This window comes from Roseivivax halotolerans (assembly GCF_900115815.1).
GTDB lineage: Bacteria > Pseudomonadota > Alphaproteobacteria > Rhodobacterales > Rhodobacteraceae > Roseivivax > Roseivivax halotolerans.
In genome coordinates this window covers 118130-136790 of the sequence record NZ_FOXV01000009.1, presented here as the reverse complement: position 1 = coordinate 136790, position 18661 = coordinate 118130, and the positions used below count along the sequence as shown (strand labels likewise).

At 62.8% G+C, this 18661-nt stretch carries 17 protein-coding genes; 16 read left to right on the top strand and 1 reads right to left on the bottom strand.

Going from position 1 to position 18661, the window contains the following annotated elements; all coding sequences use genetic code 11:
• Positions 1–27: 27 nt before the first annotated feature.
• The 11 genes from BM171_RS13370 to BM171_RS13320 all read left to right on the top strand — a co-directional run bounded on the left by BM171_RS13370 (position 28) and on the right by BM171_RS13320 (position 12657).
• Positions 28–3684: a vitamin B12-dependent ribonucleotide reductase gene (locus tag BM171_RS13370; protein WP_093013283.1), complete on the top strand. Its 3657-nt coding sequence runs from the start codon at positions 28–30 to the stop codon at positions 3682–3684.
• A 277-nt stretch (positions 3685–3961) separates the two neighbouring features.
• Entirely contained in the window at positions 3962–4552 is a 591-nt protein-coding gene (locus BM171_RS13365; RefSeq protein ID WP_093013280.1) for a hypothetical protein, read from the top strand.
• A gap of 23 nt (positions 4553–4575) precedes the next feature.
• The gene (locus BM171_RS13360; protein ID WP_175497555.1) at positions 4576–7095 is read left to right on the top strand and encodes a methyl-accepting chemotaxis protein; all 2520 of its coding nucleotides are present in this window, start codon (positions 4576–4578) and stop codon (positions 7093–7095) included.
• A gap of 205 nt (positions 7096–7300) precedes the next feature.
• Positions 7301–7684, top strand: coding sequence for a chemotaxis protein CheD (locus tag BM171_RS13355; RefSeq protein WP_245760268.1), 384 nt, complete (start codon positions 7301–7303; stop codon positions 7682–7684).
• A 7-nt stretch (positions 7685–7691) separates the two neighbouring features.
• A complete protein-coding gene (locus tag BM171_RS13350) occupies positions 7692–7982 on the top strand; it encodes an STAS domain-containing protein (protein ID WP_093013271.1) in 291 nt (96 codons plus the stop codon).
• Complete coding sequence (locus tag BM171_RS13345; protein ID WP_093013268.1) at positions 7979–8356, top strand: response regulator; 378 nt, start codon at positions 7979–7981, stop codon at positions 8354–8356. The genes BM171_RS13350 and BM171_RS13345 overlap by 4 nt, the downstream gene beginning before the upstream one ends.
• Positions 8353–10521 (top strand): chemotaxis protein CheA, encoded by a 2169-nt coding sequence (locus tag BM171_RS13340; protein WP_093013265.1) that lies wholly within the window; start codon positions 8353–8355, stop codon positions 10519–10521. Before BM171_RS13345 ends, BM171_RS13340 begins: the two co-directional genes overlap by 4 nt.
• Positions 10522–10524: 3 nt before the next feature.
• Entirely contained in the window at positions 10525–11016 is a 492-nt protein-coding gene (locus tag BM171_RS13335) for a chemotaxis protein CheW (protein WP_093013262.1), read from the top strand.
• The gene (locus BM171_RS13330; RefSeq protein WP_245760271.1) at positions 11013–11885 is read left to right on the top strand and encodes a CheR family methyltransferase; all 873 of its coding nucleotides are present in this window, start codon (positions 11013–11015) and stop codon (positions 11883–11885) included. Before BM171_RS13335 ends, BM171_RS13330 begins: the two co-directional genes overlap by 4 nt.
• A 2-nt stretch (positions 11886–11887) precedes the next feature.
• Positions 11888–12274 carry a response regulator gene (locus BM171_RS13325; protein ID WP_093013256.1) on the top strand — a complete coding sequence of 129 codons (387 nt, stop codon included), beginning with the start codon at positions 11888–11890 and terminating at the stop codon, positions 12272–12274.
• An 80-nt stretch (positions 12275–12354) separates the two neighbouring features.
• On the top strand, positions 12355–12657 hold the full coding sequence (locus BM171_RS13320) for a hypothetical protein (RefSeq protein ID WP_139218700.1): 303 nt from the start codon (positions 12355–12357) through the stop codon (positions 12655–12657).
• A 31-nt stretch (positions 12658–12688) separates the two neighbouring features.
• On the opposite strand, the gene hemN is transcribed toward BM171_RS13320, so the two are convergent.
• Entirely contained in the window at positions 12689–14035 is a 1347-nt protein-coding gene (hemN, locus tag BM171_RS13315; protein ID WP_175497553.1) for an oxygen-independent coproporphyrinogen III oxidase, read from the bottom strand.
• A gap of 70 nt (positions 14036–14105) precedes the next feature.
• Here hemN and fnrL point away from each other — a divergent pair, with 70 nt between their 5' ends.
• The 5 genes from fnrL (at position 14106) to ccoP (ending at position 18578) form a co-directional block, all read left to right on the top strand.
• Positions 14106–14843 carry a transcriptional regulator FnrL gene (gene fnrL, locus BM171_RS13310; RefSeq protein ID WP_093013247.1) on the top strand — a complete coding sequence of 246 codons (738 nt, stop codon included), beginning with the start codon at positions 14106–14108 and terminating at the stop codon, positions 14841–14843.
• Between the two features lie 193 nt (positions 14844–15036).
• Positions 15037–16635, top strand: coding sequence for a cytochrome-c oxidase, cbb3-type subunit I (gene ccoN / locus BM171_RS13305; RefSeq protein WP_093013244.1), 1599 nt, complete (start codon positions 15037–15039; stop codon positions 16633–16635).
• 6 nt (positions 16636–16641) lie between these two features.
• Positions 16642–17463, top strand: coding sequence for a cytochrome-c oxidase, cbb3-type subunit II (gene ccoO, locus BM171_RS13300; protein WP_093013241.1), 822 nt, complete (start codon positions 16642–16644; stop codon positions 17461–17463).
• A 9-nt stretch (positions 17464–17472) separates the two neighbouring features.
• A complete protein-coding gene (locus BM171_RS13295; protein WP_093013238.1) occupies positions 17473–17703 on the top strand; it encodes a cbb3-type cytochrome c oxidase subunit 3 in 231 nt (76 codons plus the stop codon).
• The gene (gene ccoP / locus BM171_RS13290) at positions 17700–18578 is read left to right on the top strand and encodes a cytochrome-c oxidase, cbb3-type subunit III (protein ID WP_093013235.1); all 879 of its coding nucleotides are present in this window, start codon (positions 17700–17702) and stop codon (positions 18576–18578) included. The genes BM171_RS13295 and ccoP overlap by 4 nt, the downstream gene beginning before the upstream one ends.
• The last annotated feature ends 83 nt before the right edge of the window (positions 18579–18661 follow it).

The window sequence follows — 18661 nt, the reverse complement described above, 5'->3', positions numbered from 1 at the left end:
GGGGCGCAAAGCGAGACGAGGCAGAAAATGAAGATCGAACGCCGTTACACCACAGCCGGAAAAGATGCCTATGCGGGTATCGACTTTGTCACCACGGCATCGGAAATCCGCAATCCCGACGGCAAGATCGTCTTCCGCCTCGACGAGGTCGAAGTGCCGGCTTCCTGGAGCCAGGTCGCCTCGGACGTGATCGCCCAGAAATACTTTCGCAAGGCTGGTGTGCCGCTCGAGCTGAAGCGCGTCGAAGAGGAGGGCGTGCCAGAGTTCCTGTGGCGCTCCGAGCCTGCGAGCAAAACAACCGCGAAGACCGGCGAGACCTCCTCGAAGCAGGTCTTCGACCGTCTCGCGGGTGCCTGGGCGTATTGGGGCTGGAAGGGTGGCTATTTCACCACCGAAGAGGATGCGCGCGCCTATTATGACGAGATGCGCCACATGCTCGCGACCCAGACCGCCGCACCCAATTCGCCGCAATGGTTCAACACCGGCCTGCACTGGGCCTACGGCATCGACGGGCCGAGCCAGGGCCATTTCTACGTGGACTACAAGACCGGCAAGCTCACCAAGTCGAAGACCGCCTACGAACATCCGCAGCCCCATGCCTGCTTCATCCAGTCCGTCTCGGACGACCTCGTGAACGAAGGTGGCATCATGGACCTCTGGGTCCGCGAGGCGCGGCTTTTCAAGTACGGCTCGGGCACCGGCACCAACTTCTCCAGCCTCCGGGCTGAAGGCGAACCCCTGTCGGGCGGGGGCAAGTCGTCGGGTCTGATGGGCTTCCTGAAGATCGGCGACCGTGCGGCGGGCGCGATCAAGTCGGGCGGCACGACCCGGCGCGCCGCCAAGATGGTGATCTGCGACGCGGATCACCCCGATATCGAAGAGTTCATCAATTGGAAGGTGAAGGAGGAGCAGAAAGTCGCCTCGATCGTCGCCGGCTCCAAGATGCACGAGCAGATGCTGAACGGCATCTTCGCGGCGATCCGCGCCTTCGACGGCTCCGAAGAAGGCGCCTACGATCCCAAGGTGAACGAAGGGCTGAAGGCGGCCGTCCGCGCCGCCAAGCGCGCGCAGATCCCCGAGACCTATGTGAAGCGTGTCCTCGACTACGCCAAGCAAGGTTACAGCTCGATCGAGTTCCCGACCTACGACACCGATTGGGACAGCGAGGCCTACGCGTCCGTGTCGGGCCAGAACTCCAACAACTCGATCCGCGTCACCGATGCCTTCCTCGAGGCGGTGCGTGAGGACAAGCCCTGGGAGCTTCTGAGCCGCACGGACGGCTCCGTCGCCAAGACCATCTCCGCGCGCGAGCTGTGGGAGCAGGTGGGTCACGCCGCCTGGGCCTGTGCCGATCCGGGCATCCAGTTCCATGACACGGTCAATGCCTGGCACACGTGCCCGGAGGACGGCCAGATCCGCGGCTCGAACCCCTGCTCGGAATACATGTTCCTCGACGATACCGCCTGCAACCTTGCGTCGATGAACCTTCTGACCTTCCTGCATGACGGCAAGTTCGCTGCGGAAGATTACATGCACGCCACGCGTCTCTGGACGCTGACGCTCGAGATCTCCGTCACGATGGCGCAGTTCCCCTCCAAGGAAATCGCGCAGCTGTCCTACGATTTCCGGACGCTCGGCCTGGGGTATGCCAATATCGGCGGGCTCCTGATGACGATGGGCTACTCCTACGACAGCGACGAGGGCCGGGCGCTGTGCGGCGCGCTGACCGCGATCATGACCGGTGTCGCCTATGCGACCTCGGCGGAGATCGCCGGTGAGCTCGGCGCGTTCTCGGGCTTTGAGCGCAACCGTGAGCACATGCTCCGCGTTATCCGCAACCACCGCAACGCCGCATACGGGGCAACCACCGGGTACGAGGACCTGGCTGTGAAGCCGGTCCCGCTCGATCAGACCAATTGCCCCGACGCGATGCTCGTCGATCTTGCGATGTCCACCTGGGACGAAGCGCTGCGCCTCGGTGAGAAGCACGGCTACCGCAACGCACAGGCCACCGTGATCGCGCCCACCGGCACGATCGGCCTCGTGATGGATTGCGACACAACGGGGATCGAGCCAGACTTCGCGCTGGTGAAGTTCAAGAAGCTCGCAGGCGGCGGCTACTTCAAGATCATCAACCGCTCGGTTCCGGGTGCGCTCGAACGGCTCGGCTACAGCTCCTCGCAGATCGAGGAGATCGTCTCCTACGCGGTGGGCCACGGCTCCATCGGCAATGCGCCCGCGATCAACCACACCTCGCTCATCGGCCACGGCTTCGGCCCGGCGCAGCTTGAAAAAGTGGATGGCGCGCTCGCTTCTGCCTTCGATATTCGCTTCGTGTTCAATCAGTGGACGCTTGGCGAGGAATTCTGCCGCGAAGTGCTGGGCATTCCCGCCGAGAAGCTGAACGATCCGAGCTTCGATCTCCTGCGCCATCTCGGGTTCTCGAAGGCCGATATCGACGCCGCGAACGATCACGTCTGCGGGACGATGACGCTGGAGGGCGCGCCGCACCTGAAGGCCGAGCATTACTCGATCTTCGACTGCGCCAATCCTTGCGGCAAGAAGGGCAAGCGCTTCCTCGGTGTCGACAGCCACATCAAGATGATGGCAGCCGCGCAAAGCTTCATCTCGGGCGCGATCTCGAAGACGATCAACATGCCAAACGATGCGACGATCGAGGATTGCCAGCGCGCCTACGAGCTGTCCTGGTCGCTTGGCGTGAAGGCCAACGCGCTTTATCGCGACGGCTCCAAGCTCAGCCAGCCGCTCGCATCCGCTCTGGTCGAAGATGACGACGAAGCTGCAGAGATCCTCGAGACCGGGTCCATGCAGGAGAAGGCCGCGGTTCTCGCCGAGAAGGTGGTCGAGAAGATCGTCATCAAGGAGGTCGAGAAGGCCACGGCGCGCGAGAAGATGCCCGAGCGCCGGAAGGGCTACACCCAGAAGGCCATCGTCGGCGGTCACAAGGTCTACCTGCGGACGGGCGAATATTCCGACGGCAGCCTTGGCGAGATCTTCATCGACATGCACAAGGAGGGCGCGGGCTTCCGGGCGATGATGAACAACTTCGCCATCGCGGTTTCGGTCGGTCTGCAATACGGCGTGCCGCTCGAGGAATTCGTCGATGCCTTCACCTTCACCAAGTTCGAGCCCGCGGGCATGGTGCAGGGTAACGACTCGATCAAGAACGCGACCTCGATCCTCGACTACATCTTCCGCGAACTGGCGGTGTCCTATCTCGACCGCACGGACCTCGCGCATGTGAAGCCGGAAGGCGCGACCTTCGACGATATCGGCCGCGGCGAGGAAGAGGGCGTCTCCAACGTCAAGGAGATCTCCGAGAGCGCTGCGTCGAAATCGCTCGAAGTGCTCAAGCAGATCAGCTCCTCGGGCTATCTGCGAAAGCGGGTTCCGCAGGAACTGGTGGTGCTGCAGGGCGGGCAGGCGATGGGCTTTGCAAGGCCATCTGATCCCTCCGCGGCGCTGGCCACGCTCGTGCCCGAGGCTGCAAGCCCGGTTGCGACACGCTCCGAGACCTCTTCGGTGGCGATGACCGCGTCGACCAAGGCGAAGATGCAGGGCTTCGAGGGCGAGGCCTGCGGCGAATGCGGCAACTACACGCTGGTGCGGAACGGCACCTGCATGAAGTGCAACACCTGCGGCGGCACGTCCGGCTGTAGCTGAGAGATCTCGGGTCACGAGGCGGGTGCGCTCGCCTCGGTGCCGGTCTGGCCGCAGGCAGAATACAACGGGCGGTAAACGATGAGCCGGATCGGCAAGACTAAGGGTCCCTTCGGGGGCCCTTTTTTCGCGTGGCCCCGGCTCCGACGCACGGCCCGATAAAGTTTTAGCAATCTGTCGGCGGGCGAGGGGCAGGCGTTCAGCGGATCTTAAATGTCGATGTCCAGAACATGGGCTGTTCTTGCCGGAAGGGACCGGCGCAGCATTCTGGGGACCGACGATGTTCAAGACTCTCTCGCAACTTGCGCCCTTGGGCCTTGCTTCTGCCTTCTCGATTTTCGCGGCGCCTGTCGCTGCAAACGATGTCTTCAACGGCAACATGGCGGCCTACGTCGCCCATTTGCAGAGCAAGCTGGCCGACGAGCCGGAGATTTGGCGCGCGCTGCGCCTCTCCAGCGCGGCGCATGCAGGCTTGTCCGAGGACGAGATCCTCGCGCTCGATGAGACGTGGCGCCAAGAGGTGGCCCAGTCCGATCGCCCACTCATCTCGGGTATCTACGATCACGCCGCCTCGCAGGTGGTGCGCGACATGCTCGAGACTGCGAAAGGCCGCGTGACGGAGATCATCGTCATGGATGCGGTCGGTCTCAACGTTGCGATCAGCGCCGTGACTTCGGATTTCTGGCAAGGCGATGAAGCCAAGCATGCACAGACCTTCGGTCGTCCGTCCGGCGCGCTTCATATCGGTGAGGTGGCATTCGACGACTCGACACAGAGATTTCAAATCCAAGTCTCTGCCCCGCTGAACGAGCCGGCAACCGATACACCCGTCGGCGCGGTCACCTTCGGTCTCAACGCGGACATGTTCTGAACCCTCGCTGCAAGGAGCCGATGATGGCGTTCCGACCTTCTTTGAATATCCACTCGGTCTTCCTCAAACTCATCGCCGTGATCGTCGCGGCGCTGATCGGGGTTGTCCTCGTGTTCGAGATTTTGACAACGCGCGGTTTCGAGACCGTGATCAGCCAATCGGTCTTCGACAGTGCCAGGTCCGAAACGGAACTCTTCGCGGATGCGATCGCTGGCTCGGTGCGGTTCGAGGATGCCGAGCTGATGACGCGCCAGATCGAGGATTTCACCGAAGGCACGAACGGGGCCCTCGTCTCTCTCGAGGTCTTCGGCTCAGGCCTGTCGAGCTTTTCCCAATGGGGCGCAAGCATGCCCGCCGCAACCCGCGCACTTGTCGAAGAAGCGCTGGATACCGGCCGGGCAGTCCTCGATCCCGACGCCTTGATGGTCGCCATCCCGCTTCGTTTCGGACAGGACCGCGCCATTGTCGGCTCGCTCGTTACGCAATGGTCGACTGCCCATCTGCAGGCGCTGACGCAGGAGACTGTCTCCCAAGCCCGCAAGGCTGCCGCGATCCTTTGTCTTTTCTCCGTCGCACTGGCCTATATCGCAATATCCCGGCTTGCCCGCAGACCGCTTCAAGCCGCGCAAGCGGATATTGCACGCCTTGAGGCAAAGGACTTCGAGACGCCTCCTTCGGGGACGTCGCGCCGCGACGAATACGGACACCTCGCACGGGCAACCGATGCCTTGCGCCATGAGCTCATGGCAAGCGAACGGAGCCACCGCGAGAGTTATATCAAGAGCGCGGCGCTCGATAACTCGTCCGCTGCCGTGATGCTGCTCGATGAAGATTTGAAGATCACGCAAGTCAGCCGGAATCTCACGGCGTTCTTCGAGATCTACAAAGATGGCCTTCGCAAGATGCGCATGAATTTCGACCCGGCACGCGTTGTCGGAATGAGCATCGCGGACTTCCATCCTACCGGAAATATCGCTGACCAGCTTCGTACGCTCGGCGACGGTGTGATCGAAGGCATTATCCGGATGAACAGCAAGCGGCTCTCCATCGCGACCCGGACGATCTATTCCGAAAACCGGAAAATCCTCGGCTATATCGTCGAGTGGCGGGACGTGACGCCGATGTGGCGCAACGAAGCGCTGCTGGCCGCAATCGACGCGATCCAGATGAAGGCCGAGTTCGATATGGACGGTATCTGCGTCGACGCGAATGAGCGTTTTGCCGTCTCGATCTGCTCTGGCCGCACGGACCGGCCGTCCCTACAGACGCTGATCGCACGGATCGCTGCCGACGCGGACAAGACGACAGAGGCAGTCATCCACGGCCTGAAGAACGGATCTCCGATTATCGGCCAGCTCAAGCTTTCCGGCGCCGACGGAGACCGCATCGTGGATGGCTCGCTCTCCTGCATCCGGGACAAGGACGGCCACGGCCTGAGCTATCTTCTCCTTGGTACGGATATCACTGAAAAAGAGCACAAGCTGCGGATCGCAGATCAGGAGCGCGAAGCCTCTGAAGCCGAAAAAACCGAAGTCGTGCAGGCTTTGGGTGTCGGCCTCAGGGCGCTCGCTGACGGGGATCTGACCGCCAAGATCGCGCAAGTCTTCCCGGGCCGCTACGAGCAACTGCGAACCGATTTCAACGGCGCGTCGGAAAAGCTCGCATCCGCGCTGCGGGAAATCTCGGAAAACGCGGAGAATATCCGCAACGAGACCAGCGACATCACGACTACCGCCGACGCGCTGTCGCGCCGAACCGAAAGCACCGCTGCAACCCTGGAGCAAACCGCGGCAGCGCTCGACGAGCTCACTTCGGCCTTGAAAGCCGCGGCGGACGGCGCCTCCCGCGCCAACGACGTTGTCGGCGAGGCGCATCGCAGCGCCGAGGCGTCCGGTGCCGTCGTGGTCGAAACCGTCTCAGCGATGGACGAGATCTCCCGTTCCTCCGAACAGATCACCTCGATCATTCGCGTGATTGACGACATCGCCTTTCAGACGAACCTTCTGGCCCTCAATGCCGGCGTCGAGGCCGCGCGCGCCGGAGAAGCCGGGCGGGGGTTCGCCGTTGTCGCTTCTGAAGTGCGCGCATTGGCGCAACGCTCTTCCGACGCGGCCCGAGAGATCAACAGTCTGATCGCGGATTCGGCGGGGCAGGTGAAGAAGGGCGTCGATCTCGTCGGCCAGACGGGCGGTGCCTTGCGGCAGATTGCGTCCTCCGTGACTGAAATCGCGGGTCTCGTCTCCGAAATCGCCGAATCTTCCCGTACCCAGAGCCTGAGCCTGGAGGAGATCAACGCCTCGGTGACCCAGCTTGATCAATCCACCCAGCAGAACGCAGCGCGGCTAGAGGAGACGACAGCCGCCAGCGAGGCTCTGCGCAATGATGCGGTGACGCTGGTAGAGACGGTGTCCCGGTTCAAAACCGGCGCGTCTGTCCGAATACCGTCGGCGGAGGCTGCGCCCGCGTCACCTGCGAGAGCCGTTGTCAACGCGCCTGCTCGCGAGTTCGTCAACGAGGAGGGCGCGAAATGGCTGGATTTCTGAGCTCAGGCGTTGACGAGATGTCAAATCGCTATGCGCGGCGGTCTCAATGAACAGCGCTCTTACCCCAGTCATGCGACCCGGACACACGACGCCTGTCATCCAGGGCGAGCACCGTGTCTCTGCCGACCCCGATTGCGTCCTTTCAACATTGCTCGGCTCTTGCGTCACGACCTGCCTGCACGACCCTGTCGCGAAGATTGGAGGCATGAACCATTTCCTCGTGGCGACGGGCGCGGCGGAAGAGAGCCGCAACCAACGCTATGGACTTTACGCGATGGAGGTATTGATCAACGCGCTCCTCAAGCTCGGCGGGTCGAAAAACAGGTTGCAGGCCAAACTGTTCGGCGGAGCGATGATGTCCGGCAAGATGGCGCGGATCGGTCAGGCCAATAGCGAGTTCGCGCTCGGATTCCTGCGGACGGAAGGCATCAACGTTATCTCGAGCAGCCTTGGTGGAAGCCGGGCGCGGCGCGTCAAGTTCGTGCCGACAACTGGTCAGGCCAGCCTTCTCTTCGTGGAAGACATGATCGAGACGCCGAAGCCGCTGCTCCCGGTCGATGCTCTCAGAAACGACGTGACGCTTTTTTGAGGTGTGCATGACACAACCCATCATATTGCCCGAGAAACTTGACACGGCCGCGGCATCCGGGCTCCGCGAGGTTCTGATGAAGACGCCGGCCGGTCCGCTGTCGCTCGATGGCCGACGGGTCAAGATGCTCGGGGCGCTTGGCCTTCAACTCCTTCTTGCCGCGCAAATCCGTGTGCGCGCTGAGGGCCACGCCTTCACATTGCAAGCATCCAAGGAGCTGGCTCTCGACATCGAAACGATGGGCGCGAGCGGTCTTTTGGATGCGTCACTTACGACCGTTCCGGGAGAACGCGCATGACAATCAAGGTACTCGCGATCGACGATTCCCGCACCATCCGGGAGATGCTGCGGTTCAGCCTGACCCAAAACGGTTTCGATGTGGCAGTGGCCGAAGACGGACGCATCGGCGTCGACAGTCTTGCCGAGATCGCACCGGATGTCGTGATCACCGATATCAACATGCCGCGGCTCGACGGCTTCGGAGTGATCTCCGAGATCCGGAATGGCGAGGTGCACCCAAGTGTGCCGATTTTGGTGCTGACGACGGAAAGCGCTGCAGAGCTGAAGGATCGGGCTCGCAAGTCGGGAGCGACTGGCTGGATCGTTAAGCCGTTCGATGACGAAAAACTCGTCTCGGCCATTCGGCGCATTGCCAGCGTGAGGCGGAGATGAGCGGGCTTGACGCGCTGCGCCAGACCTTCTTCCTGGAATGCAGCGAATTGCTCGAGGCGCTCGACGATGGGTTTGACATCCTTGCTGATGCCGACCCTGACGCCGGGATCGATATCGAGGTGGTCAATGCGGTGTTCCGGTCTGTTCATTCGATCAAGGGCGGGGCGGCATCCTTCTCTCTCGATACGCTCGTTCATTTCGCGCACGGGTTCGAGACTGCCCTTGATGAGATGCGCGCGGGGCGTTTCGTGCCTCAGCAATCTGATTGGGTCGTCCTGCGCCGCGCAGGGGATCACCTGACCGATCTGGTAAGCGCGGCTCGCGAGGGAAGGGAGGTCGACGAGGGGCGCAGCCACGACATACTTGCGGAAATTGACAAGATCACGGGCGGCGCTGGCAGAGAGCTGGAACGTGTCATGCCGCCTGCGATGCCGTCTCGGGAAACACTGGCGACACCGCAGCCACACGCGTTCGCGCCCATGACGCTCGATCTTGAGCTTGGCGGCCACAATGACACTCGGTTCGAGATCGGATTTCGCCCAAGGCACGCGCTTTTCGAGAACGGGCATGACCCCGTGCATCTTTTCCGCGAACTCGAAACGCTTGGCGACATGTCCGTTTCTGTGGATGTCTCCGGCCTGCCGAGCTTGGCCGAGCTGGATGCCCACGCACCGTATCTGGCCTGGACCCTGACCCTGAGAGGCACAGCCCAACGCGCTGAAATCGAGGATATCTTCGAGTTCGTGGCGCATCTTGCCGAGCTGTCGATCAAGGAGCTCGACGACGATGGTCTGGTGCCCGCAGCCAGTCCGGCCCCGGCCCCGGCCGCGCAGGCGCCCCAGGACGGGTCTGGGTCGAAGGAAACCGATCTGCATGTCATCCCGACATCCTCGTCCCCCGAGCCGCGGATCGCGAAAAGCGTGTCGCCGTCGAAAGCGACGGTGCGGGTCGATCTCGATCTCGTGGACGACTTGATCAATGTCGTGGGCGAGCTTGTCATAAACCAGTCCTTTCTCAGCCAAAGCATCTCCGATGCAGGCTTGGCTCACGAGACGCAGATCACTGCCGGGCTCGACGAATTCAAGACACTCGCAGGCCAGATCCAGGAAGGCGTCATGTCGATCCGCGCGCAACCGGTGAAGCCGCTCTTTCAGCGTATGGCGCGGATCGTTCGGGAAGCGGCAGCCGTCTCCGGCAAGATCGTTCGCTTCGAGACGAGCGGCGAGACGACCGAGGTCGACACTACGGTGATCGAACGCCTGATCGATCCGCTCACTCATATCCTGCGGAACGCGGTCGATCATGGACTCGAGCCGACCGCCGCGCGTCTCGGTGCTGGAAAGCCCGCCGAAGGCATCGTGCGCCTGTCTGCTGAGCATCGTTCGGGTCGTGTTCTGATCGAGATTACGGATGACGGCGCCGGGATCAATCGACCGAAGGTGCTCCAGATCGCCAAGGCAAAGGGCCTCGTACCCGATGATGCTCAACCGGCCGCGTCCGACGTCGATCGGCTGCTGTTCCTGCCCGGGTTCTCGACCGCGGAGCAGGTCACCGATCTGTCGGGGCGGGGGGTCGGAATGGATGTGGTCCGCAGCGCCATTCAGAAGCTTGGGGGGCGGATCAACATCCAGTCTGTGCCTGGCAAAGGCACGACCTTCTCCATTTCGCTGCCCCTGACGCTCGCGGTGCTCGAGGGCATGATCGTGACCGTTGCAGGTCATACCATGGTCGTGCCCATTACCGCCATCATCGAGACGCTGAAGCCTGTCGGGGTGGAGATCGAATCCGTATCGCCCGGGTGCGACGTGGTCCGTGTTCGCGAGGAGCTGATACCCATTGTCGATGTCGGGCGTGTACTTGGCTACCGAAGTCCGCACGAGAAGCGGGCGGAGCACGTGCTGCTCTTGATCGAGACCGAGCAGGAAAAACGCTGGGCCTTGGCCGTCGACGAGATCCGCGATCAACGCCAGGTGGTAATCAAGAGCCTCGAGCAGAATTACGGCCGCGTCATCGGTATTGCCGCGGCGACAATCCTCGGGGACGGCAAGATCGCGTTGATCGTTGATCCCGAAGACATCGTTCGCAGTGCCGCGGACACGATACTGCCCGGCGCGTCGAACGCGGCCGGAACAGCCCGACCCATTCATCACCTCCTTGGAGTTTGACCGATGAGAGCAGCCCACGAGGACCGCGGCCCGGTGGTCCGGAAAGACAGCCGCGAAATGGTGACATTCTGTATCGGCGAGCAGGATTTCTGCATGGACATCATGACGGTGCGCGAAATTCGCGGCTGGACCGAAGCGACGGTGCTGCCGCGCGCACCGGATTACGTTCTGGGCGTGATCAATTTGCGCGGCGCTGTCGTTCCCATCATCGATCTGTCCTCGCGACTCGGGCTCGCGCCGCTCGAGCCAGGCCCGCGCCACGTGATCGTGATCGTCCTGATCGAGCAGTGCCTTTCGGGTCTCCTGGTCTCTTCCGTATCCGACATTTTGAACGTCACGGAGGACGAGGTTCAGCCGGTGCCCAATATCGGCGAAGCCAGCGCGTCCTGTCTTGCCGGGGTGATCTCCAAGGGTCCGCGACTGCTCCGCATCCTCGATGTCAGCGCAGCGCTGCCCAAGACGCGGGCCGAGGAGGACGAGCTTTGTCCAGCGTGATCATCGCGCGCGACGAGGCGACGCTGGAGCCGGCCGAGTTCGCGACGATCGCGTCGGTTCTTCACGAATGCTCGGGAATCCGCCTCAACGAAGGGAATGGTCGGCTTGTGGTCTCTCGCCTGTCCCGGCGGCTCAGAGAACTGGGGCTGAATGGCTTCGCGGAATATGCCCGGCTCGTCACCGACCCCGGCCAGCGCGAGGAGCGTTACAGGATGGTGCTTGCCTTGACGACCAATACAACTCGCTTTTTCCGCGAGCCGGAGCATTTCGAAATCCTCGCGGCGGAGCTTTTGCCTGTCCTCGCGGTGCGAGCGGCCTCGGGGCATCAAGCCCGGCTTTGGTCTGCGGGGTGTTCGTCCGGGGAAGAAGCATGGAGCCTGGCGGCAGTGGTCCTCGAGGGGTTTTCGAACGCGGCCAAGTGCGGTCTTAGGATACTCGCGACCGATATTGACCGCGAGGTCCTGGAACGCGCCGAGACGGGGATCTACCCGGAAGAGGCGGCCTCGATGATTCCGCCTGCGCGCCGCGCGGTCATGTTCGAGCCTGCGCCGGATCGACCCGGATTCCTGTCTATACGGCCGGCTTTGCGCGCGCTCGTGACATTTCGCTACATGAACTTCGTGGAGCCCTGGCCCGTACAGGGCCCCTTCGACGCGATCCTCTGCCGTAATGTCGCGATCTACATGGACGAGGCAACGCAGCGCGCGCTCTGGTGCGGTCTCGAACGAGTGCTGGACGAGGGCGGCTACCTCTTTCTCGGGCATTCGGAGCGGCTCGGGCCCGGCTTCGAACACGCGCTCGAGCTTTGCGGCAAAACCTCCTTTCGTCGCCCGGCAAACCGGCGCGGCGGCACCCTGCAAGGAAGCTGAACATGGCATTGAGAGACAAGCTGAGCGTCCTGGTTGTCGACGATATGAGCACTAGTCGCGGTCTCATCCTGATGGCGCTTGATGAGATCGGCATCAAACAGGTCGATTTCTGTGCCGATGGGCGGACGGCACTCGAAAAGCTCAATGCGCACCCGCGCCACATCGTCATTTCCGACTACAACATGCCCGAAGTGAACGGCCTTCAGCTTTTGCAGGCGCTTCGACAGAATGCCCGGACGCAGAAAATCGGCTTCGTGCTCATCAGTGGGCGGCTCGATGATCAGATCGTGACGACGGGAAAGCAGCTCGGTCTGAACAACGTGCTTCAAAAACCGTTCGATACGGCGCAGATGAAGGCTTGCCTTCAGGCTGTCGTCGGGCCGCTGTGACCACGGAGCAGGCCCCGCCGCGCGCCGTGCCGCGCAACGAGGTTGCGTTGGCGGAACTCTTCGCCCGGCTCTCGCGCGAGATGGGCGCCCTCGAGACGGAAAGCCTGCGGGTCGAGAGCGTTTTGGCCGGGTTTCTCGATGGGCAGAGACCGGACGGCGATCGAGCGGCGCAGGAAAGTGCGTCGATCCAGACGCTCGACCGGTTGGTGCAGACCTTGAGCGAGTTGCGTTGTTTTCTGGATCATCTGGCTGGCACCGCGCCCGCGATAAGCCTTGATCTGCACAACGCAACCTCCGGGATCCGGCTTGGCCGGCTGTCGGATATGCTCGCCGGCCGAGAAACGGATGTTCCCGCTGCGGACGGCGCGGTCGATTTCTTTTGAGCGCGGCGTTTCGGGCGGTCTAAAGAAGAGATCAGCTGGCGAGGCTGAAGCGCCCGTCCGAGCTCTCGAGTTCGGGGTCGAGCCGGGCCGCCAAAAGGCGCGCATAGGCCATCTCGTTGATCGCCAGCCGATCGCCCGACAGCGTGCCGATTTCCGGAAGATCGGCGAGGGCCGCTTCGGCGCGGTCGCGAAGCGCCTGTGCGCGCAGACCGTGACGCTCGGCCATACGGGCGAAATCGATGCGCCCGTCGCACATGAGCCGCTCGATCGCGTCTGCGACCATGATGTCCTCACGGCTCAGCGTGAAGCCGCGCGAGGTCGCGAAAAGGCCGGTTTCGACTGCCCGCGTCCAGTCGCGCGTCGCCGAGGCGTTCTGGCTGTAGCCGCCCTCGAACCGCGAGATGGCGGAGGGACCCATGGAAATCAGCGCAGACGCGGTGTCGGTCGTGTAGCCCTGGAAGTTCCGCCGCAGCGTCCCGGCCTCGGCGGATCGGGCCATGCTGTCCTTGGGCAGCGCATAATGATCGATGCCGATCGGCACGTAGCCCGCCGCCACGAGCGTTGCCTGGGCGAGCTCGGCCAGCTCGCGCCGCGCGGAGGGATCGGGCAGGGCCTCCTCGGGGATCAGCTTCTGGCGCTTGGCGACCCATGGAACATGCGCGTAGCCGTAAAGCGCGAGACGATCGGGCTTGTGGTCCAGCACCTTGGCCAATGTCGCGGAAAGGCGCTCTGGCGTCTGGTAGGGAAGCCCGTAGAGCAGATCGAAATTTACCGATTTGACACCGCGAACGCGCAGCCCGGTCACAGCCTCGGCGGTGATCTCGGCGCTCTGCAGACGGCCGATCGCCTCTTGCACCTTTGGATCGAAGTCCTGCACTCCGATCGAGGCGCGGTTGAGGCCGAAGTCCACGAGCTCGTCGAGCCGCGTCTCGTCGAGTTCGGTCGGATCGATCTCGACCGAGATTTCCGGATCCTGCGAAAGATCGAAATGGGCCCGGAACGCGTCTGACAGCGCCTTGATCTGGAAAGCTTCCATCAGCGTCGGCGTGCCTCCGCCCAGATGGAGCGCGGAGACCGTCTGCCGCCTGCCGATGGCCGTCTCGACAAGCCGCATCTCGGCGTTCAACGTCTGGAGGAACCGCGTGAGCGGCGCCGCGTTCGATGTGCCTTGCGTCCGGCACGCGCAGAACCAGCAGAGCCTGCGGCAAAATGGGATATGGGCGTATAGCGAGATCGGTTCCGTCGCGGGCAGGGTGGAAAGCCACGCGGCATGTTGATCCGCACCGACCGCCTGGGAGAAGCGGGTGGCGGGCGGATAGGAGGTATATCTCGGAACGCGCGCTTCGAGGAGCGCCTTGCGAAGGATGGACTGTGTCATGGCGCAGGATTTGCCGCGTTTCGCGCGGTCGCACATTGATGCAAATCAACCTTCTTGCTAAAAACCTGACATGGAATTGAAACCCGTGAATGCCTGTCATGATTGTCCGATCCGGCACAGTGCCGTCTGCGCCGAGTGCGATGCGGACGAGTTGAAGGTTTTGGAACGCATTAAGTCCTACAAGACTGTTCCCGCGGGCGCGCATCTGGCCGAGGCCGGGCGCGAGATGGAGTTCCTGTCCTCGATCATTTCGGGCTGCGCGACCATGTCCCGCACGCTCGAGGATGGGCGGCGTCAGACGGTCGGTCTTCTCTTGCCGTCGAACTTCATCGGCCGGCCCGGGCGTGCATCGTCTCCCTACGACGTTGAGGCGATCAGCGAGGTCACGCTCTGCCGGTTCGAGCGCAAGGCCTTCGAAGATCTGGTCCGCAGCACACCGCATATCGCAACGCGCCTGATGACGATGGCGCTGGATGAGCTTGATTCGGCCCGCGAATGGGCCGTCGTCTTGGGCCGGATGTCTGCGCGCGAGAAAGTCCTGTCTTTTCTTGTGCGGCTGGCACGGCGCAACGCCGCGCAAATGGGGCAGGATGCGCCCGAAGATGCGCTGACCCTGCACCTGCCGCTCTCGCGCGAGGAACTGGCCGATTATCTTGGCCTCACGATCGAGACGACGAGCCGCCAGTTCACTGCGCTTCGAAAGGATGGGCTGATCGAGCTTCCTTCGAACCGCGACGTGCATATCCCCGATTTCGACCGGCTCGCGATCGAGGCTGGCGAGGACGAGGATGGCGGCCTGATCGCCTGAGCCGAGACGCATCGCACATCCCGCAGCGCGCGACACGAGACTGCGCGCGGGCCATTCCAAATGAAAATTCAGCCTGATCCGCCCTCGTTGATCCATGTCAAAGCGAGGTCGGCGCCGCCCGTGGCACTTCCCCCGGCATAAGGCCCTTCGAGCGATTCCGCGCGGAGGGTGATAAAGCCAAGGGAACGATGACATGGTTTATGCAAGGCTAGCCCTTCTGGGCCTTGTGGCACTCTTTGCGGCGATTGCCGCGAATTGGGGCCGCGACCTCGCCTATTCCGTCCACGCTGCGATCATCATGGTCGTCGCGGGCGGACTTTTTCTGTGGGAACTGCGCCGCGTGGAAGAGCCGCGCGCGGTGGTCGACCACGCCTCGTATATGGATGGGCCGATCCGTGCGGGCGTTGTCGCAACTGCCTTCTGGGGCATCGCGGGCTTCCTGGTCGGCGTCTTCATCGCCGCGCAGCTCGCCTGGCCTGCGCTGAACTTCGACTGGTCCGAGGGCTATGCGAATTTTGGACGGCTGCGGCCCCTGCATACATCGGCGGTGATCTTCGCTTTCGGGGGCAACGCGCTGATCGCGACCTCCTTCTACGTCGTCCAGCGGACCTCCGCGGCGCGGCTCTGGGGCGGCAATCTCGCGTGGTTCGTCTTCTGGGGATATCAGCTTTTCATCGTTCTGGCGGCGACCGGCTACATTCTCGGCTCGACCCAGTCCAAGGAATATGCAGAGCCCGAATGGTACGTCGATATCTGGCTGACGCTTGTCTGGCTGGGCTACCTCGCGGTTTTCCTCGGCACGATCATGAAGCGCCGTGAGCCGCATATCTACGTGGCCAACTGGTTCTTCCTCGCCTTCATCGTGACCGTCGCGATGCTGCACGTCGTGAACAACCTCTCGATCCCGGTCTCGATCTGGGGCTCCAAATCGGTGCAGGTCTTCGCCGGCGTCCAGGATGCGATGACCCAATGGTGGTACGGCCATAACGCGGTGGGCTTTTTCCTGACCGCAGGCTTCCTCGGCATGATGTATTACTTCGTGCCGAAGCAGGCCGGCCGCCCGGTCTACAGCTACAAGCTGTCGATCATCCACTTCTGGGCGCTGATCTTCCTCTACATCTGGGCCGGTCCGCACCACCTGCATTATACCGCGCTTCCCGACTGGGCCTCGACGCTCGGCATGGTGTTCTCGATCATCCTCTGGATGCCGAGCTGGGGCGGCATGATCAACGGCCTGATGACGCTGGAAGGCGCCTGGGACAAGATCCGCACGGACCCGATCATCCGGATGTTCGTCGCCTCTCTCGCCTTCTACGGCATGTCGACCTTCGAGGGTCCGATGATGTCGATCCGCGCGGTCAACTCGCTGAGCCACTACACCGACTGGACCATCGGCCACGTGCATTCGGGTGCACTCGGCTGGAACGGGCTCATCACCTTCGGCTGCCTTTACTACCTGACGCCGAAGCTCTGGAACCGGGCGAGCCTCTACTCGCTGCGCGCCGTCAACTGGCACTTCTGGCTCGCGACGATCGGCATCGTTCTCTACGCCGCCTCGATGTGGGTGACGGGGATCATGGAAGGACTGATGTGGCGCGAAGTCGACGCGCAGGGCTTCCTCGTGAATTCCTTCGCGGACACCGTCTCGGCCAAGTTCCCGATGTACGTGGTGCGGATGACCGGCGGTCTTCTCTACCTCTCCGGTGCGCTTCTGATGTGCTGGAACCTCATCATGACCGTGAGACGCGCACCGCAAAGCGCATCCCAGACCCAAGCCATTCCCGCGGAGTGACGTGACATGACCAAGGATAACGAAAAGATCACGAATCCCAAGGACGACCCCAAGGTCGTCCAGCCGGGCGACGGCGGCATCCCGAACGAGCTTCCGCATCATTCGAAGTTCATCGACAAGCACGCCATCCTTGAAAAGAACGCGACCCTGCTTCTGGTCTCGTCCTTCCTGGTGGTGACGATCGGGGGCATCGTCGAGATCGCACCGCTCTTCTGGCTGGAAAACACGATCGAGGAAGTTGAGGGCGTGCGCCCCTATTCCCCGCTCGAGCTGACGGGCCGCGATATCTACGTGCGTGAAGGCTGCTACGTCTGCCACAGCCAGATGATCCGCCCGATGCGCGACGAGGTGGAACGCTACGGCCATTACAGCCTTGCCGCGGAATCGATGTACGACCATCCGTTCCAGTGGGGCTCCAAGCGCACGGGGCCGGACCTTGCGCGTGTGGGCGGTCGCTACTCGGACGCGTGGCATGTCGATCACTTCGCCAATCCGCAGGCGGTCGTGCCGGAATCGGTCATGCCGAAATACGACTACCTCGCCCGCGCCGAGATCGAGCCGGATCATATTCGCGACCTCATGGTGACGCACCGGCTCGTGGGCGTGCCTTACACGGACGAGATGATCGACGCCGCCGTCACCGATTTCCGGGTCCAGGTGGATCCGTTCGGCGACTACGACGGTCTCCTCGAACGCTATCCCGGCGCGCAGGTGCGTAATTTCGACGGGCAGGAGGCGCTGACCGAGATGGATGCGCTGATCGCTTATCTGCAAATGCTCGGCACGCTGGTCGATTTCTCGACCTTCTCGGCCGATGCAAGCCGATAGGAGGGGCCGATGGACACCTATTCCTTCCTGAGACAACTGGCAGACAGCTGGGTGCTGCTCATGCTGTTTCTCTTCTTCCTCGGTGTGATCGGCTGGGCCTTCCGGCCCGGCTCCCGCCCGCTGCATGACGACGCGGCGCAGTCGATCTTCGGGTCAGAAGACGCGCCCCGTGCCTGCAACGGTAGCTGCGCGACATGCGCCTGCGCTGCCGCTGACGACAAGATCGGAGACGCAAGATGAGCGTTAAGAAAAAGGACGACGTGACCGGCACGGAAACGACCGGACATGACTGGGACGGGATCACCGAGCTCAACACGCCGCTGCCGCGCTGGTGGCTCTGGACCTTCTACGCGACGATCGTGTGGGGCGTGATCTACACGATCCTCTATCCCGCATGGCCGCTCGTCTCGACGGCCTCCGCCGGGGTTCTGGGATGGTCCACTCGGGCCGAAGTGGCTGAACAGATCGCCGAGGCCGAGGCGGCCAATGCGGACATCCGCGCAGAGCTCATATCGACCGAGCTTGCCGCGATCTCCGAGGATGACGCGCTGCAGAACTACGCGATCAATGCCGGCGCGGCCGTTTTCCGCACCAATTGCTCGCAATGTCACGGGCAGGGTGCCCAGGGTGCAAAGGGCTACCCCAACCTTCTGGACGATGCCTGGCTCTGGGGCGGCACGATCGAGGACATCGCCTACACGGTGCGCCACGGCATCCGCAACGAGGACGACCCGGACGCCCGCTATTCGCAGATGCCGGCCTTCGGCGACATCCTTGCCGAGCAAGAGATCGCCACGCTCGTCGCCCATGTCCAGACACTGGACGAAGGTGCCGATCCACTGGAGGGTGAGGGCGGTCAGCTTTACGCCGACAATTGTGCATCCTGCCACGGCGAGGACGCCAAGGGCATGCGTGAACTCGGCGCGCCGAACCTTACGGACGCGATCTGGCTCTACGGCGACAGCGATGCGGATCTGACGACGACCATCGCCAATGCCCGCTTCGGGGTGATGCCCGCTTGGGGCCCGCCGCGTCTCAGCGAAGACGAAGTGAAGGCCGTTGCCGCCTATGTCCACCAGCTGGGCGGCGGCGAGGCATCGGCTCCGGCCGAATAGGATACCCCCTTCGCGGTCTGGAAGGGAGATCGCGGAGCGAGGGTCCGGTCCTGCTGACCGAAAGGTGGCAGGCCGGGATCGGG

Excerpts from the sequence above, each read along its gene's own strand:
- ccoO (WP_093013241.1), top strand. The coding sequence starts at position 16,642 with ATGACCAAGGATAACGAAAAGATCACGAATCCCAAGGACGACCCCAAG.
- BM171_RS13360 (WP_175497555.1), top strand. The coding sequence starts at position 4,576 with ATGGCGTTCCGACCTTCTTTGAATATCCACTCGGTCTTCCTCAAACTC.
- BM171_RS13325 (WP_093013256.1), top strand. The coding sequence starts at position 11,888 with ATGGCATTGAGAGACAAGCTGAGCGTCCTGGTTGTCGACGATATGAGC.
- fnrL (WP_093013247.1), top strand. The coding sequence starts at position 14,106 with ATGGAATTGAAACCCGTGAATGCCTGTCATGATTGTCCGATCCGGCAC.
- BM171_RS13370 (WP_093013283.1), top strand. The coding sequence starts at position 28 with ATGAAGATCGAACGCCGTTACACCACAGCCGGAAAAGATGCCTATGCG.
- ccoN (WP_093013244.1), top strand. The coding sequence starts at position 15,037 with ATGGTTTATGCAAGGCTAGCCCTTCTGGGCCTTGTGGCACTCTTTGCG.
- BM171_RS13355 (WP_245760268.1), top strand. The coding sequence starts at position 7,301 with ATGAACCATTTCCTCGTGGCGACGGGCGCGGCGGAAGAGAGCCGCAAC.
- BM171_RS13335 (WP_093013262.1), top strand. The coding sequence starts at position 10,525 with ATGAGAGCAGCCCACGAGGACCGCGGCCCGGTGGTCCGGAAAGACAGC.
- BM171_RS13345 (WP_093013268.1), top strand. The coding sequence starts at position 7,979 with ATGACAATCAAGGTACTCGCGATCGACGATTCCCGCACCATCCGGGAG.
- hemN (WP_175497553.1), bottom strand. The coding sequence starts at position 14,035 with ATGACACAGTCCATCCTTCGCAAGGCGCTCCTCGAAGCGCGCGTTCCG.
- BM171_RS13365 (WP_093013280.1), top strand. The coding sequence starts at position 3,962 with ATGTTCAAGACTCTCTCGCAACTTGCGCCCTTGGGCCTTGCTTCTGCC.
- BM171_RS13340 (WP_093013265.1), top strand. The coding sequence starts at position 8,353 with ATGAGCGGGCTTGACGCGCTGCGCCAGACCTTCTTCCTGGAATGCAGC.
- BM171_RS13350 (WP_093013271.1), top strand. The coding sequence starts at position 7,692 with ATGACACAACCCATCATATTGCCCGAGAAACTTGACACGGCCGCGGCA.
- BM171_RS13295 (WP_093013238.1), top strand. The coding sequence starts at position 17,473 with ATGGACACCTATTCCTTCCTGAGACAACTGGCAGACAGCTGGGTGCTG.
- ccoP (WP_093013235.1), top strand. The coding sequence starts at position 17,700 with ATGAGCGTTAAGAAAAAGGACGACGTGACCGGCACGGAAACGACCGGA.
- BM171_RS13320 (WP_139218700.1), top strand. The coding sequence starts at position 12,355 with ATGGGCGCCCTCGAGACGGAAAGCCTGCGGGTCGAGAGCGTTTTGGCC.